This is a genomic window from Mojavia sp. (assembly GCF_059505145.1).
On sequence record NZ_JCACKA010000022.1, the window covers coordinates 50,498 to 68,251 of the forward strand.

General features: G+C 40.4%; 11 protein-coding genes and 1 pseudogene. All 12 read right to left on the bottom strand.

Features of this window, described 5'->3' with window-relative positions:
* Nucleotides 1–199: 199 nt before the first annotated feature.
* Nucleotides 200–2,353, bottom strand: a complete 2,154-nt coding sequence (locus tag AC5JL8_RS02920; protein ID WP_495878277.1) for an SBBP repeat-containing protein — start codon at nt 2,351–2,353, stop codon at nt 200–202.
* Nucleotides 2,354–2,831: 478 nt separating this feature from the next.
* Nucleotides 2,832–3,515, bottom strand: coding sequence for a DevA family ABC transporter ATP-binding protein (locus tag AC5JL8_RS02925; RefSeq protein ID WP_495878278.1), 684 nt, complete (start codon nt 3,513–3,515; stop codon nt 2,832–2,834).
* A 28-nt stretch (nt 3,516–3,543) separates the two neighbouring features.
* Nucleotides 3,544–4,695 (bottom strand): ABC transporter permease DevC, encoded by a 1,152-nt coding sequence (gene devC / locus AC5JL8_RS02930; RefSeq protein WP_495878279.1) that lies wholly within the window; start codon nt 4,693–4,695, stop codon nt 3,544–3,546.
* Between the two features lie 11 nt (nt 4,696–4,706).
* Nucleotides 4,707–5,918 carry an ABC exporter membrane fusion protein gene (locus tag AC5JL8_RS02935; protein WP_495878280.1) on the bottom strand — a complete coding sequence of 404 codons (1,212 nt, stop codon included), beginning with the start codon at nt 5,916–5,918 and terminating at the stop codon, nt 4,707–4,709.
* A 353-nt stretch (nt 5,919–6,271) separates the two neighbouring features.
* Nucleotides 6,272–8,077 (bottom strand): hypothetical protein, encoded by a 1,806-nt coding sequence (locus AC5JL8_RS02940; protein ID WP_495878281.1) that lies wholly within the window; start codon nt 8,075–8,077, stop codon nt 6,272–6,274.
* Nucleotides 8,078–8,725: 648 nt separating this feature from the next.
* Nucleotides 8,726–9,130, bottom strand: a pseudogene (locus tag AC5JL8_RS02945) (UDP-galactopyranose mutase); the annotation flags it as partial.
* Between the two features lie 127 nt (nt 9,131–9,257).
* Nucleotides 9,258–10,085: an SDR family NAD(P)-dependent oxidoreductase gene (locus AC5JL8_RS02950; protein WP_495878282.1), complete on the bottom strand. Its 828-nt coding sequence runs from the start codon at nt 10,083–10,085 to the stop codon at nt 9,258–9,260.
* A 57-nt stretch (nt 10,086–10,142) separates the two neighbouring features.
* Complete coding sequence (locus AC5JL8_RS02955; RefSeq protein WP_495878283.1) at nt 10,143–11,321, bottom strand: MGDG synthase family glycosyltransferase; 1,179 nt, start codon at nt 11,319–11,321, stop codon at nt 10,143–10,145.
* A 395-nt stretch (nt 11,322–11,716) separates the two neighbouring features.
* The gene (locus AC5JL8_RS02960; protein ID WP_495878284.1) at nt 11,717–12,583 is read right to left on the bottom strand and encodes an SDR family NAD(P)-dependent oxidoreductase; all 867 of its coding nucleotides are present in this window, start codon (nt 12,581–12,583) and stop codon (nt 11,717–11,719) included.
* Nucleotides 12,584–12,605: 22 nt separating this feature from the next.
* Nucleotides 12,606–14,477: a TubC N-terminal docking domain-related protein gene (locus tag AC5JL8_RS02965; protein ID WP_495878285.1), complete on the bottom strand. Its 1,872-nt coding sequence runs from the start codon at nt 14,475–14,477 to the stop codon at nt 12,606–12,608.
* 146 nt (nt 14,478–14,623) lie between these two features.
* Nucleotides 14,624–14,923 (bottom strand): acyl carrier protein, encoded by a 300-nt coding sequence (locus tag AC5JL8_RS02970; protein ID WP_495878286.1) that lies wholly within the window; start codon nt 14,921–14,923, stop codon nt 14,624–14,626.
* Between the two features lie 17 nt (nt 14,924–14,940).
* Nucleotides 14,941–17,562: a type I polyketide synthase gene (locus AC5JL8_RS02975; protein WP_495878287.1), complete on the bottom strand. Its 2,622-nt coding sequence runs from the start codon at nt 17,560–17,562 to the stop codon at nt 14,941–14,943.
* Between the last annotated feature and the right edge of the window lie 192 nt (nt 17,563–17,754).

The following is a 17,754-nucleotide window of genomic DNA, read 5'->3' on the forward strand; positions in this document are numbered from 1 at the left end:
AAAAGTTTTCAGACATCCTCTTAGGTTTCAAACCTTTGTTGTTGTCGAGTGTTTTGTCTAAGGCGATCGCCTACAATTTCAGCCTACAATTCATAAGCACCAGTTTTATATATGCTCTCTTATCCAACCCAGCAGAGTAGATGACTCTGCTGAGTTGAACACGATTGCTGATTTTAGCCTATTTCTAGTGAGAAAAAGTTCAAATCACTATTTGACCACTATTAACAGCCTCAGTCAAAGCTGTAGGAAAAGAGTTTTGGACATTACGGTCGAAGATGCTGCCCAGGCTAGAAATAAAATCTCCATAGTCTAGTGTACTTTTGCTAACACTGATTCCTTGAGCAGGGTTAATGAGATTATCACCATTAGGCAGCTTCTCATCAGTAACAAAATTATTACTTATATCAACAGTGGAGATTGGGCCAGGATCGCTAATACTGATCAAATCTTTTGAATTGCCAATAAATTTTTGGAGTTTTCCTTTGTTTGCATCAAACTGAGCTACCCAGCCATCCACACCCGCTCCATTAGCTCCAGTGCTATTACTGCCTAACAAACCATCAGTAAATCCAGTTACGTAAAGCTTACCAGCGTTGTCCGTAGTAACACCTGTAGCGTAGTCAAGCTTATTTTTGCTGCCAAACTGTTGAATCCACTTGTTGTTGCCTTCTGTATCGAACTTTCCTACCCAGGCATTATAAGCTTCATCTTTGGTACCTTTTCCTAACTTATCGTTGGTATATCCGATCAAGAAGATATTGTCTTGTGAATCGATCTCCATATCAGATAAGTAGGTGCCATCATCAGCTTTAGAGCCAAACTGTTTAGTCCACAGCTGAGTCCCATCTGGGCTAAATTTGCTAAACCAAATATCGTAAGAATCTGATTTCTTACTCTTGTTATCTTTTGTCCCCAATTCGCCTGTAGTCCATCCTGTAGTGTAGATATTGCCCTTGCTATCAGTGTCAACAGCCCATGAAAACTCTAGACCTTCATTTTTACTCCCAAACTGTTGAATCCAATCAACCTGACCACTGGGATCCACCTTTGCCAGCCAAGCGTCATACTTCAAAAGTTGTCTAGATGGATCTGACTCTTTTACTAAACCTTGCGTCCATCCTGTCAGGTAACTATTGCCATCCTTATCGACTGCAAGATCGTAACTTTCGTCAAAAAAGAAATTCCCAATCTGCGTAAACCATTGTTGATTGCCATTACTGTCGAACTTAGCTACCCAAGAATCATCCTGAACAGGAAAATTAAATATGTCTGTTCTTTGATTTTCCTTAATGGCTAATCCCGATAAGTAAACACTGCCTTTGTCATCTACTTGGAGACCAAAGGCAGTATTAGCATTACCACCAGTCACATTGGTTCCAAGCTGCTTAGCCCACTTCAGAGTCCCATTGCTGTCATACTTAGCTACCCAAGCATCCTGAGATTCTGATTGCTTGGATGAAAATAAGTTACCCCCCGTGTCTCCCGCCACGTACACATTACCGTCTTTGTCTGTGACGACGGCATAGGATGTTTCAGAACCGGAAGAGCCAATTTGCTTACCCCACAATTGGTTACCCTGATTGTCTAATTTGGCTATCCAAGCATCTGCAAAACCTTTATTGCTTCCTTGTAAAGGGCCAGTAGTAGATCCTGTTATATAGACATTACCTGAAGGATCTGTAGCAGCACCAAGACTGCGATCGATACCGGTAGTTCCTAATTGCCCAATCTTCTTTCGTGCTGGTTTTGTTTGTGGTTTTTCACCCACATACTGAAAATATCCATCCTTGAGATCCAACTTGACCTCAGGACGCGCAATCACATAACCAACGAGGTCAGGTGTTCCCTGTTGAACTGAAAATATAGCCTTTCCAAAAAAAGGTTGGTCTATTCCTTCAACTTTTAATCCATTAACATCTACTAATCGATAATCTTCCGCTTTACCGTTGAGCTGGATTTTATCTTGAGTGAGATCAAAATCATAGAGCACAGCAAACTTGTCTAAACCAAGGAAGCTACTATCGGTATAGTAAGGCTGATTTATATCTCCAAGAATAAATTTGTCCTTTCCTACCGATGGTATGTTTCTCTGTAGGATCAGTAATGGATTACCACCTTGCTGATTAGCCTGAATATTGAGTATGATTTCGTACTCTTCTACAGAGTTATCAAATATATCACCAAACAAAAAATCAATATTTTGCTGTGGATTACTACTTGTATAAGGATCGTAGGCGTAAATATTATCATTCCCAGCACGCCCAAAAACGGCTTCAAACTTTCCTCCCGGATCTCCTGTGACTAAATCACTAGCAGGTGTCAATAGGGAGACGCTGAGTTTAAATTCATCCATTCTCTATCAGTCCTTATTTTGAAATAATTTCAATTTTTTCGAGGCTTCTGTTCAGGTTTTATTACTACTTTCGGCTGATTTATGTCAAAGCTCCGCTCATAGTATTAGAAATTTCTTAACTAATAAATCATCCTTTAGTTAGATTAAATGTAAATTAAATAGATAAAAACCCTTGAACAAATTGTATCAAGCTTTTATCAAGCTCTTAAAATACAAATTTGTGATAATATAGCTTTTTTCTAAAGTTAGATGATTTATTTTATAGGCTCTAGACTGATTAGTTTTGATAGAGATAATCTATCAGCTTCTGTTTTATGATTTTTGACAACAAACGAATTTGGATAATATATTTAAGATGCGATCGCACAATTCGTAATTATGTTTGAGGTTCGGTGTAAGCATAGTTGGGTTATGCAAATTCCTTATTTATTTACCCAACAACATTTACTGGTAAATTGAACATAATAACTAAGCAAGTCTAGTGATTCACCAAGCATCCATCTTCCATATAAATGATGCGATCGGCAATATCGAGAATGCGATTATCGTGAGTAACCATCAAGACAGCACAAGATTGTTCCTTAGCTAAACGCTGCATAAGTTCTACTACGTCTCGACCTGATTTACTATCTAAAGCAGCAGTAGGTTCATCAGCTAAAACCAATTTGGGATGACTCACCAAAGCGCGAGCAACTGCAACTCGCTGTTTTTGTCCACCAGATAAGTCGTCAGGATAGTAATTGATTCTATTCCCCAAACCAACAGCTTCTAGCATAGTTTTGGATTTAGATTGAGCTTGTTGATTGTCAAATTCTTTGTGCAGTTCCAGCGACATTTGAACATTCTGGCAAGCAGTTAAAAATCGCAGCAAATTGTGTGCTTGAAAGATATACCCAATATTGCGTCGGATTTGTATTAATTGGTTATTAGTAGCTCTGTAAAGTTCATTTCCTAAAACCTTGAGGCTTCCCTGTTGCACAGACCGCAAGGCTCCTATTAAGGTCAGTAAGGTTGTTTTACCTGAGCCTGATTGTCCCATCAAAATAACTACTTCACCAGGGTAAATTGCTAAGTTTATATCAAATAACATCTGTTTACGCAATTGACCTTGACCAAAGTAATGATTGAGGTTGCGAATAGCAATAATAGGATTTTCTAACATTTGCAAAGTACAAATATATTTGATATTACTAAAAAATATCTGCTGGATCTGCTGTTCGCAATTTACGTACAGCAATTGCGCCAGAAATAGCACACATTAAAATTGTTAAAACAAAAACTAATACAGAACGGCTAGCACTCATCAACATTGGTAAAGAAGTAGCAGCCTTGGTTAATTCATATAAAGCCAAAGAAATTCCTAATCCAGGAATGTAGCCCAAAATTGCTAAAATTAAAGCTTCTTGAAAAACAACATTTAATAAATAATTATCTGTAAAGCCCATAGCCTTGAGGGTGGCGTACTCGGCTAAATGTTCGTTGACATCTGTAAAAAGAATTTGATAGACAATGACTATGCCAACAATAAATCCCATGCTTGTACCAAGTGTAAACATAAAACCAATGGCTGTACTTGTGCGCCAATAATCTTTCTCAAAGTTAATAAAGCCTTGATAAGTAAGCAGTTTCACATCTTTAGGCAGTTGTGCAACTAAATTATTAAGCACTTTTTGATTATCAACACCTGATTTAAGAGTAATTAACCCAATTTCAATTTCTCCGGGACGATGGTTTCTAAATAATCGCAAGAAGTTTTGATCGCTAGTAATCAAATTGCCATCAGCAGCAAAAGAAGGCCCAAGGCTAAATAAACCAACAGTTTTAATTCTATAGTTACTTATTTCTGTCACTACCTGTTTGTTACGCTCAAATTCGGCAGCAATTGGCCCATACTCAGGACGAGAGTAACGATCAAATAGAAAAGTATCAGGAAGTTTTAGCTTATTTAAGTTTTGATTTACCTCTGGTAATGTAAAAACAGGTTTTTCTGGTTTAAAACCGAACACAAATATGGCTCGATAGTTGTTAGTGATAGGATTTTTCCAATCAGCAAAATCAACATAAAGAGGGCTAACCGAATCAACCCCATCAAATCCTAAAGCTTGATATAGACGACGTAAAGGAAAACTGTTCATATAAGCTAAAGACTTAGAACGGGGACTAATCATAATCAAGTCCGCTTTTAAAGTGGAGTGTAAGCGTGTAGCGCTATCATAAAGCGCACGCTCAAATCCCAATTGCATAAACATGAGAATGTTAGAAAAAGCAATGCCCGCCATAGCAACAATCATGCGAGATTTTTCGCGTTTAAGTTGTAACCAAGCTAGACGGATTTTGGGCATAAAGAATAACCTTAGTTGTGATTATTAGTATTAATTACTACTTCTACTTGTAAATTAGTGAAACCTGTAACTTTCTTGGTGTCTGTTGGATGGAGGCGAATTTTAACTTCAACTACCCTGCGATCTACATCAGCAATCGGGTCGGTACTAAACATTGCTTGTCTGCGAACTTGTAGACTTACTTGCGTGACCGTTCCATGTAGCTCACCTGGAAAAGCTTCACTAGTAATTGTGGCTTGTTGACCGTTACGTACTCGACTGACATCAGTTTCATAGACCTCTGCAACTACAAACATTTGGTCTGTTTGGCCCATGTCAGCAATTCCCTCGTTACCAATAATTTCTCCTGGATATGTATAAATTTTTAAAATTTGGCCATCTTGGGGCGCACGCACATAAGTCAAATTCAACTCAGCTTGAGCTTTTTCTACAGCAGCGATCGCACTTTTTACCTCTGCTTGAGCTGCTTGTACATCTGTGGGGCGAACCTCAGCTATTTGGTTTAAAGTTGCTTTAGCCTCATTAATTTGCTGTCGCAAAGTTTCTTCAGTTTGATTTAAGTTAGCTTTAGCTTCTTTAAGTTGTTCCCTAGCAGTTTGCAATTCTAAACGCTTACTATCAAATGTGGAAGCTTCAACTGCACCTTCTTTATAGAGCATCTGAAAGCGTCTAAATTCTGTTTGGGCATTGCTTAACTGAGCTTGCAAACGGGCAATATTTGCTTGTTGAGTCCTTCTTTCTCCCAATATCTGAGCTTGTAGACGGTAAACTTGAGCTTTTTGAGCATTAATTTCCCCACTTTTTGCCCCAGCTTTTACTTTAGCTAGATTAGCTTGAGCAACTTTTACTTGTTGTTGAGCTTGTTTTAAAGCAGCTAAAAGACGATGATATTGGTCTAGAACAGCAACTACTTGATTAGAAGTAACTCTATCTCCCTCTTTCACTAAAAGTTTGTCAATTTTAATAGTTCCAAGAGAATTAGAAGCAGACAAACGAATAACTTTTCCTTGCGGTTCTATGCGTCCTTGGGCACTAACGGCATTGTTACCATAATTATTAGTACTCAAGGAGGCTGACGAAGGATTTTGCTGACTAGGTTGGGAACGAAGAAGAATGTAAATTGTAGTTCCTCCAATAACTGCGGAAGCAACGCTGCTCAATAAAATTATCCACCAGCTTTTGTTCTTGAGAAATGGATGCTCCGTTAATTTGGAATTGTACATATTATTGTTTAATTTTTTTGCAAGAGCTTACTCTAATAATTTAATATTAATTTTAATATTAAATTATTTAAAAAATTTTTAAGTAAGCGATAAAAACTTAAAATTATTGATATTTCTGATTAATTATATTCAAAAATTTTATTATATAATCAAAACCATGATGAATTGTTTGCACCTGATTAGTAAGCCTAAACAACTTCATTTTTATTGTAGATAAAAGCGGCTTCATAATTTACTCCATAATCTTCTGCGGCATTGCTGTTTTATTCTTTTTTCCAATAATTTGAATTTTTTAAGATGTAAAATCACCGCAACAGAACAAATTGTCAGTCGTGCAATCATCAATACTCGCCTTATCCTTTACCTCCAGCACTCGTCCATAGCGGGAGCGTATCCGGGCGTACTACTGCACCGAAGGACTCGAACTCTTCCTTAGTCATGTAGTGCATTTGAGGAAGATAAGAACTGAGACGTCCTTTGTGATTGTTTTCGCCGACCAAGCTTTTGTCGTAGTCAGGTGAAAGCCAGGTGGTTGTGTTGTAAGGGAGATTGGTAATGTCCGGCACATGCTTTGGGTCTCGCCAGTCGGGGTGAACGCTCAGCCATCTGAGCACGAAATGCTGCCGAGCAATCCTCCCCCAATCAACCCATGTCACGCCGTTCTCCGTCGTTGCATTCTTCGGACGATCCTGTTTCCTTGAATAGGCGATGACATACCAGCCGGAGCGATCTGTGGTAATCTCGTCGTCCATAATTGAGGTATAGGCGGGGCCGATGTAGGAGGGGTCGAATAGATCCGGTTCTGGATACGAAGTGATGGAAAAGTACCGTGCCTTTCCCCCGGTCATAATACGCTCTCCCTGCCGAGTTTTCGGGACTGTGGGCATACGGCCTGTGAGTACCGCAACTTTCCCGGAGCCGATCGCCATTGAGCGACCCAAATAGTTAATTGATACACAGCGGCTGGCTGAGGGTTCGTAGTTACCGGGCGGCGGTTGGTTGATTCCTCTCCCCGTCGCCACCAGTTCAAAGCGCCGGGCATACTCCTTGTCTTTGGGTTTATCTTTTCCCACTGCCCGGAAAATTCCGACCAATCCACCATGAAGGATATCGAAATCGTGGTTCCACCCCTCCTTTGGCCCCTCTATCGCGCTCGGTTCAAAGGAAGGAGTTTTCCAATCTCGGCGCGTTTTGTTAATGGCTGCCTTCATTTTTGAAAAGTCGGCATTGAGGAAAAAGCGCTCCCCTGTCGGAAGTTCATAGAGAACACGAGGAAGGCTTACCCCACCGAGGGGCCCCTGCTGAAGATCCGGTGCATAATAACGAATCCACAAAGCGCCTGTGTTCCACACCCCACGCTTTGTTCCCACCTTACTCATGGGGCTGGCTGGATCAGCTAGTGGGCCCTGATACTGAAAAGCGCTGGCGAAGCGGTGATTGCCTGGTGCCCTGAAAAAGGGAGGTGAGTACGCCGGCTCTAACTTGGCACCGTTACCTATGGCAAGTGTGAAATAAGCGCGGAATTTGCGTTTTTGGGCATTGCGATCGCCTCCCTTGAGAAATGGATTTGTATTCCCTGGTAGCGGGGCAATATCGACATCTACTAGCGGCACCTCTGGAGAACCGAACATCCCGTTGTAATAGTAGAACGCGGGATCGAGAGGAGGTGATGCTTGGATGTTAAAAAAGCGGCTGTGAGGAAATTCGCCATCAATAATTACCTTAGTGCCGAACGGAGCATAGAAAGCGCCCAACACAAGGTAGGTCGCGTGCGGATCGGGGTATAAGCCAGGCATTGCACTGCGGTCTATCTTCGCGGCAGGACGCACTATCCACTGGTTTTGCGGATTCACTTCCTCAGGACGTTGAAGATAAAATCCTTTTATGCCCGGATCGATACCGTTTGGTAAAAGCTTTCGGGGTATTTCACGAGGTGCCTTACCCTGATACCAAGCCCGAATGTGCGAAGTGAGGCGATCGGACATTACTTGCGCCTCCTTCAATACCGCTTCTTTTGATTCGTAGTGAGGATACTGTCCTAGCTCTTTAGGAAGGAGCGCTTCGACGATCCCTTTCTGTACATTACAAGCACCGACTACGATTATGAGTAGTGCTAAGAGCGCATAGACTGGGAGGAAGATCCAGGAACGTTTTGCCATACGATTACCTGATTGCGTTTGCATAAATCATGATGGCGAGCAGAAGTGCAGATGCATTTAGACAAGATACAAACCAAGCAAAAGAATGTTATCTAACAGACCATTAGGGAGTTTAACACCATCGTGCAAAGCAACAACAATAATTGCGTCTTGGAAGATTGAAGGTATACTCAAGATATCGGCGATCAATAAGTATTGTCCTTAAATTACTTGCCTGAGAATAATTTAAAAGCAGCGTCGATATTTTTTTCATTTTTATTTTATATAGGACGAACATAAACGATAAATATCAAGCAGACCAGTGCATTAACTAGAGGAATAAAAAAGTTATCTGTACCTCTTGGGGCAATCAGTTCAACAATAGTGGTAGTTGCTGACACGGCTAAACTAAGCAACCACCATTCAAAATTAAAAAATAAGTATGTGAGCAGCTTTTAACTCATTTTTTTATATTGTTGGGCTTAGGCTGAACCCTGACTCATCTGAATTTTTGGTAGCGCCATATTCATGACATTATCATCAAAACTACTCATGAAAAGGGCGAAACACATTGCCACTAGTCTAATAAATTTAACCCGATCTGTATTCATTACCGTCGCTATCTCTGTTCAAGTTGTTAATTCATCTTTGACTTGTAGCTATTAGCATTTAAATATGGAGCACCTTGCTTGGTTCCTGCTGATGTGTTGAACTAGCTATCTCTTTCTCAAACAAACCCAGCGCCCGAACCACAGCTTGATCCATGTCCTAGTACTTGTAATTCGCAAGTCGCCCAGCAAACAACACTGTACCGTTGAGGTTTTCTATTTCTTTAAGATATAGATTGAGGCGATCGCGGTTATTCTGATTCAGGATGGGATAATAAGGATCATTTTTTCCTGGTACATAAGCTTGAGGATATTCCATCACTAAGGTAGTCTTGGGAGAAGTTTGCCCTGATAAGTATTTCTACTCAGTTATGCGAGTGATATCGTAGACGTTAGGGTGGTTAAATGTACCAACTTCTTGATAGGATTCTTAATCCAAAGTCTCGAATTGAAAGCGCAGACTACGATTTACTGTCTAAAAATTTGATTTAAATAATTTACATAAAAAGGTAGATTATCCCATTTTTTTTTCTTGGTTTTAAGTAACATAAGTTATGTATTTACCAAATAAAAAGCGTGGATGCAGTCTTATTTCAAACAAGATTTCCAACATGCATTTGCCTTTGGGCGCAATTTTGGTTTACGTCTACCACACCCACCTGCCGAAAAACTGCATCCCCAAATTGTGGAGAAAGCTGTGAAATCGCAAACAAAATTTTGGAAGCAACTCCATCGAGTATCACTTCCTTCTGGTTTTGCTTAATGGATTGAAGCACTGCATCTGCCACTTCTGTTGGTTGAGCGACATGCGCTGCACTAGGTGGTTTGATGTCTAGTACATGAAACATTCCGGCATCGGTATATCCAGGACAGACCACTGAAACCCCGACATTAGTACCAGCTAGCTCCTGCTGTATTGCATCCGACCACATAATTAAACCAGCTTTACTGGCTGAATAAATGCTGTTATAAGGCGCTCCCTTTTTACCAGCCAAAGAAGCTATATTCACAATATGACCACTATTGCGGTCTAACATCGTCGGCAGTACTAAACGGGTTAACTCTATCGGAGCCAGAAGATTTGTAGTCAATATAGATTGGGTATCTTCTAAGGTATAATCCTGGAAAGGTCGGTATTTTTCTATTGCAGCATTATTAATCAAAATATCGATTGAACCTACAAGTTGATGAATCTGCTGCACTAGGGTGGGTAATTCTTCCAGTTTGCTGACATCGAATCGAATACTTATACCTCTACCACCTGCGGCTTCCACCTCAGCACATATGCGATCTAGACCTTCCTGAGAACGAGAAACGCCGACTACGGTGGCCTGCTCTTTTGCTAAAGCGCGGGCAATAAATTCTCCGATGCCACCTGAAGCTCCGGTCAAAACTACTGTTTTACCTGTTATGGTTTTCATATTTACCCTCCAGAATCTTTAGTATTTGGCTAAATACAGCAGTATTTTATAGATGCTTTAAACCGTCGAGGATAACTGATTACTGGTATCAACTTGGGGGGAAACAGCAACTGGCAAGGAGCTTTCGAGGATTCTTTCCAAAGTATCAACAACTTCAAATACAGCTTGATTGTTATACGCTTTGACATTACTCCAATAGCGAGAAAAGTTCTCAGGCTCGATTAGTTCTGCAACAGCTTTGTTAATATCGCGAAAATTCTCGACTACAATACCGAATCCATTATCCGCCAGCCAATCAGCGCTCGCCCGTTCTTGAAATAGCGTTGTGATGTTATTGCATTCTGTAATTACTGGCAGGTTCATTGCTATAGCCTCGCTGATACCCACACTACCCGGTTTGCCAATGAAAAAATCGCACAGATGCATGTAGTGGGGAATTTGTTTTGTAAATCCTTCAACGTACTTAGGAAAGCGACTAGGAATATTTCGCAAATCTTGTGCTAGTTTTTCATTCCGTCCGCAGATAAATATGAGTTGCAAGTTCAGCGACGACTTTTCTAAACGTTCAGCAATCTCGATCATTTCTTTTGAGCCATGACTGCCAAATATGACTAACCCAGTAGGTAAATTTGGGTCTAATCCTAAACGTTGTCTTTCAAAGGAGCGATCGCCAGTCACAGGCTGATTAAAACGCGGGTGAATGACTACACCAGAAGTCCGAAAAATTCTCTGTTCTGGATAACCAAAAGATTGTGCTTGCTGAACTGCTCTTTGAGAAGGACAGATGAGAAATTGCTCTTGTGGTTCTATCCAAAAGTTAGGTGGACAATCAGCAAAATCTGTAATCGAAGTAACAAAGGGAGTTTCTGGCAGTTCCGCCTGCAAGCTTTCGTAAAGCACTCGGTTTACTAGCGGGAGCAATGAAACTACTAGATCAGGCTGATGTTCGCGCCAATATTTTCTTAGGAGGTTTCGCCAAACAGAATGGCGCAACTTAATTACCAACCTAAACAAAGGAACTAATAGTGGGTCATTAATCATTTTCGCCCACTTTTTTTTAAGTATTAGTTCGTTATATATATAGTGGTTTGTAGTTGTTTCAAATACTTCTTTGAAAACTTCTACTACTTGTATGTCCCAAGGTAATTTTCGCTTTTCGATAACTTCTTTTAAAGCATTAGCAGTGCTGCGATGGCCTGCGCCCATATCGTATATTATGAAATATACTTTTTTCATTTAATCAAAACTCCTCTGTATATTGTTATTACTGTTTATTTCTGTTTTAGCTTTTTTTATTTTTATTTTTTGAAGACAACTAGATTTTTCTCAAAATTTTCTACGCCATTTATTTTTGTACACTCCTTTGGTTTAGACCTACTATGTTAAAGATATTAATAAACCACATTTCTAAATTGGGAAAAAATTATCTAACTGTAAATAGCAACTTTATTTACTTTCTTGTCAATCCATAATGACAAAAGAAAGTTAATTATTAGGTAACGCTCGTCATGCGAGCAATTTGAGTAAATGGTCTCCTATACGCAATGCATTCACTATAATCGTTAGTGAAGGATTTACAGAAGCGCTCGAAGGTAAGAAACTACCCGCTGCATCAGTCTTGTTATTCTTACTTATCGAACTAAACTTGATTTTTTAGGAAAGTTTTCTACGCGCTTGTGATTTTCTATTCGCAATTGATTGAGCTTGGTTACTCCAATCCAGCGATTAACTGAGTCTCCAAATCTGGGAAAAAATTGTTCAACTGCAAACAGCAGTTTTGTCAAAGTTTCTGTTACAAAATTTTGATTGATAATTACTTCAGCCTGGTTTTTTCCTATCGCTCTGACTACCGCTTTAGCCACATCTTCTGATTTAGATGTGCCTGCTAAACTGGGTGCAGCTACGCCTGTATCAGCAAGCAGTCCGTGATCAGAAATATAGCCGGGACAGATAGTAGAAATTCCCACGCCAGTACCAGTCAACTCTTGCCTAACAGCATCAGTCCACATCAGCAAACCAGCTTTACTGGCAGAATAAATACTGTCGTAAGGATGTCCCTTTTTTGCGGCTAGGGAGGCGATATTCACAATGTGGCCACTACCTTGATGTAACATATTCGGCAGTACCAAACGAGTTAACTCCATCGCCGCAACTAGATTGATTGACAAGACTGATTGAATATCTGCAAGGGAGTAATCTTGAAAGGCTCGATATATTTCTATGCCAGCGTTGTTAATTAAAATATCAACCGAACCTGTAAGCTGCTCAATTTGCTGTAGCAAGACTGGTAGTTTTTCTACATTGCTGATGTCAAAAGGAATGCCTATCCCTTTACCACCCATAGCATTAACTTCTGCACAGACTTGATCGAGTCTCTCTTGCGAACGAGAAACGCCAATTACAGTTGCTTGGTTTTTTGCCAGTTCACGGGCAATAAATGCGCCAATTCCCCGTGAGGCTCCTGTTAAAAGTACTGTCTTACCTGCTATGCTTGTCATCTCGCTTACCAGTAAACAGCTATCAGTTATTAGCTAGACTTTCGCTCAGAGAAGCGAAATGCTTGCCACCTAATTCGATTTGTTCCTGTTGAATTCCAGCTTCTAATCTTGCTAAGAGATACTCCAAATTGCTGGTGATGATATTTGTTCCGTGATCTGGTTCGATCAAACTGGCTAGGGTAATGTTATTGTCATGTTTGTTAGCTAGGCTATGAATGCTCAGAAAGTTAAAAACTCCTGATTCGTAAGTGCCACAAGGTACAGAGGCATTCTCGACTCCAGCGTAATCCTCGTTTGACTCAAACCACTGCCTTGAGGGATATCCGTGAAAATGAATCATTGGCGCACCGTCTTTAATTAGTTCTGGTGCGTATAAGGCTGCGGCAAGCGCGATCGCCACCATCACATAAGTATCGTAAGATGGTTTAATATCTGCTACTGCTGGATCAATTCCCTCTGGTAATTGCAGATATAATTTGTCTTGCAAACCAATCCTCAGAAGGTCACTTTCAAGGTCTAAGTTTGTCTTATTTGCGCCTGAGCGGGAGCCGACTAGCCAAATATCAGGAATTTGCTTATAAAAGTATTGATCTTTTATTTTGGTTTTGACATAGCGCCTGCCTATTTGATTTTGACGGACTTCATCGCTACTGATTCCTTCTACAGATAATAAATTGTTCCACTCATTCTCGGATATTTCGACAGCGCCAGTGTATTGTGGCGGCTCCGCATAGGCTACGAAACCATAGGAAACACCTGTTCTACCATTGACAATTGAGTCAACAATATCTCTATGAGATTTTCTTTTAATAATTTCACCAAGTTTAAAGCCAGAAGGAAATAAGCTTGTAGCTGCTAATTTCTTACTCAACTCTATCAACTTAGCAGCATACTTTGATTGCTGAGGATTATATTTACCTACCTCAAATCGACTCATTGGTAGAGGCGCAATTGGTACATATATTTTAGGAATCAATGATTTAAACACGAAATTCTCAAATTTATCTCTAGAAAAGAGTGAGTCTGAGAGGTTCATATTTAAAATTGAAATATTTTCTTCCGAAACACCAATAATAATTTCAGAAAATGACTTAACTAAAGCATTTACACCAATGCCGATTTTTTGTTGATACGGAATTTGGGAATCAACAAATTTTTTATCTAATTCTGCAAGTAAAATTACTTGTGTAGATGTAGGGTCTTCCAGACGTTGAATTGCATGATCTTCAGCCCAACCAATTAATCTTGCAATGGTCGAAACCGAGATTTTTTGCTGATTCAAAATAAACTTAGAATATATTTGATAAAATTTTTCTGCTGCGAAGCTTTTGATTTTATCCAACATTGATTGAGGCTTTTCTACATCAATGACTGCGTTAATATCAGCTTTGACTACCCTCATTTGCATAGTCTTTTTCCACTTGACTAGCGGAATCTTGATTTCATAGCGAAATTCTCTTGTCGCTTTTTCCCAAGAAACGATTTGAACTCCGTAATTTTGGAGTTTATGTTCTAATTCTTCTCTAAATTTTAAGATTGTGGAGTTTTTAAATTCTTTTGGCAATGGTCTAAAAGTCACTTTAAGCTGTTTAGCCATGACTTTAGGATCGATAATTGGTGCTTTGAAGCCTATAGGCGATCGCCCGCAAAATCCACCGATTAAACGACCAATTGTATTCAGGCTTAGTCCCGGCCCATCAATGAGCAAGGAGTCATCGATAGACTCATTGTTGTCACGTAAAAATGAGAGAATTTCTATTTTGTGTGCAGCTATATCTGCCTGCAATTGTGGTGTTAATATACCCTTGGGAGAATTAACTTTTAGCTTATCATTATCAGCCCACAATTGAACACCATTTTGGTTAAGGTTTGTCAAAAATTCTGCTACATTCATAGGAGTTTAACAGTACAAATTGAAGGTAGATATCACAAAGAGTAGCAAGCCTATAGCGGAAATTTTCTCAGTTTTCTTAATTGTTATAGCAGAAGGAATAAGCCTATTATCTTGAATATAAATTGAAATCCTTCTGCCAAAATTGGTTAAATTTCAAATGTTTCTAATTCCGAGGTTTCTAATTCATCAGCTATGTACTGAGACAGCGAATCAATATTAGGATAATTCCACATTAATAATGGAGATATTTGCAGCCCAAAACGTTGTTTTCCTAAATTGGCAATGCTCATAGCTTGCACTGAGTCTAAACCGTAGCTATCGAAAGGTACCTTGATGTCGATTTCATCAGCATCAATTCCTAACTGTTCAGCAATTTGATCGGCTAACCAATCTTGAATTTCATCTGCTGTCATCGTTTGAGCGCTGGAATGTTGACTTGTTGTCATCTTTACTCCCTTAACTTTTAACTGATAATTTTTTCAACAGATGTTCCGTTTGCCTGCGCTTGATTTTGCTTTAATACTGCTAGCAATTCTGGCAGTATTTTCATTTGCGCTTCTGAGAAATTGCCTTTCTCCTTGAGGAACTGAGCTATTTTTTGGGTTTCTCCCTGGTGTAAGAAGTTAAAGAACTGGGCTTCTGTCTTTTGTTGTAATGTGGCTGCTTCCTGGTGTCCATTTTCAGTTGTTTTAAACCAGTAGCGCTGGCGTTGAAATGGATAAGTTGGCAGATGGAGACGACGGCGCAGATAATCTCGATCAAAGCCAAACCAGTCGATAACTACTCCACGGATAAATAATTCTCCTAAACACAGGAGGATTGAGTGCCAATCTTCTTGTTCTGGATACAAGCTAGATAAGCACACTCCGACTTCCTCTGGTAGAGAAGTTGGTTTTGATGCCATCGCCAAAATTACCTGATAATTTGCTAAAGCCTCTATCTCAGCAGCCAATTTCTCTGGCTGTTGCCAATGATCACACCAATATTCCGAAGTAGCTATTTCTGGTGCCGCCAATTGGCCAGTGGGGTTAGAAATCAGGGGAATTTTAGGTTGAGAGTAGGTAACTGTTTTGGCGATATCTGCAAAAGCCTCAAACGTTTTTTCCGGCTGGAGAGAAGCTTGCATTAATCGGCTTCCTTGGGCAACCAGTTTCAGAGCCGATTTGAGGTCGAACACACCAGCAATACAGGCAGCGACATATTCACCCACACCATAACCCATAACTACTTTGGGTGTGATGCCCCAAGACTGCCATAATTGAGCTAGAGCATACTCTATGGCAAACAGAGCGGGTTGAGCTAATGTGGGATTTGAGATGTAGGATTTTGAATTAGCAGAAATAACTTCTGGATAGAGAATATCTAACAGAGGTATTTCCAGGTGAGCTTGAAGAATTTGAGCGCAGCGATCAATAGCTTGGCGAAAGGTCGGCTGAGTTTCATAAAGTTGGCGTCCGATTGTGAAATCTTCTAATCCCTCGTCAGGGAATACAAAGGCGATTTTTGGGCGCTTTCTGCTCTTTACCTTACCCTTCAACAGTCCAGCAGTTTCCTTTTCAGCGATAAAATCACTTAACTGTTGGCGTAACTGCGTAATAGATTCAGTAACTATGCACAACCGATGGTCAAAATGTGCGCGTCCTGTATTGGTGGTAAAGCAAACATCTGCTAGCGATACTTCAGGATGAGACGCTAAAAAGTATTCATACCTTTGTGCTAACTCCTGCAAAGCCAAATCGCTTTTTGCTGAGAGGGTGATTAAATGTCGAGGACGTTCCACATATCTCTGCTCTGGCGCTGATACTGGTGCTTCTTCTAAGATGACATGAGCATTGGTACCGCCGAAACCAAACGCGCTTACCCCAGCTAAACGTCTTTCCTTGCCACGAGGCCATTCCTGAGTTTCCGTAGGAATTGAAAATGTAGTATTTGTCAAAGAAATATAAGGATTAAGCTGCTCTAAATGCAAGTGAGGCGGAATTTTTTCGTGTTGTAGTGAAAGGACTACTTTGATCAAACCTGAAATTCCACCAGCGGCTTCTAAATGGCCAATATTTGTCTTGACTGAGCCAATCCAACAAGATTGATCTGGCTCGCGGCCCTCCATCAATACTGCTTTTAAAGCTTTGAATTCGATCGCGTCTCCTATAGAAGTGCCAACAGCGTGAGCATCAACATAGCTAATTTCTGCTGGTCGTACTTTCGCATTTTCTAAAGCTTGGCGAATCACCGCCTGTTGAGCCAGTCCGTTAGGTGCAGTCAGACTATTACTCAACCCATCTTGATTAACTGCTGAACCTCTAATGAGTGCGAGAATATTATCTCCATCTCTAACGGCATCAGAAAGGCGCTTGAGTACGATGACACCACATCCTTCTCCCCTGACATAACCATCAGCATTGGCATCAAAAGTCTTACAGCGGCCATTAGCCGAGAGTAGGCGGGTTTGAGAAGAGGAAATAGTTGAATCTGGGGATAGAATTAAGTTCACTCCTCCAGCTAGACATAAATTTGATTCTCCGCTTCGTAAGCTTTGGCAGGCTAAGTGGACTGTAACCAAAGATGAGGAGCAAGCAGTATCTACCGCCATACTTGGGCCACGCAAATCCAGTAAATAGGATAAGCGGTTGGCTGTAATGCAGGGAGTTGTTCCAGTACCGCTATATGGGCCGATGGCGGAGAAATTTTTGTACAAAAGCCTATGGTAGTCGATGGTACACAGACCGATAAATACTCCTGTCTGGCTACCAGCTAAACTGGTTGGTACTATGCCAGCATTTTCTAAGGCTTCCCAAGCTACCTCTAAAAATAGTCTCTGTTGAGGGTCTGTATGCTCGACCTCATCGCGTGAAATTCCAAAAAAGTCAGCATCAAACCAATCTACTTGCTCTAAAAAACCACCCCAACGAGTGTTTATTTTTCCTGGTGCTTCTGGATTTGGATGATAGAAGGCATCAATATCCCATCGCTCTTTTGGCACTTGGGCGATCGCATCTATACCATTATGCAACAGATGCCAAAATGATTCAGGATTTTTAGCTTTGGGAAAACGGCAACCAACACCAACAATAGCTATGGGTTCCATTTTGTAGTTTGCCAAATTAATTACTAGAGACTAACAAGTTACTCCTACAGCTTTCTGATCTGATGGGTGTGTAGGTATAGGGGGAGATTAGCGCCGTTTTTTGCTTGTCTTTGTCAGGAGAAGAAAATAGCAATAGAGCAACTAAATCTATTAATGGGGTTTCCCCTACACCTCTATACCCTGACACCCCTA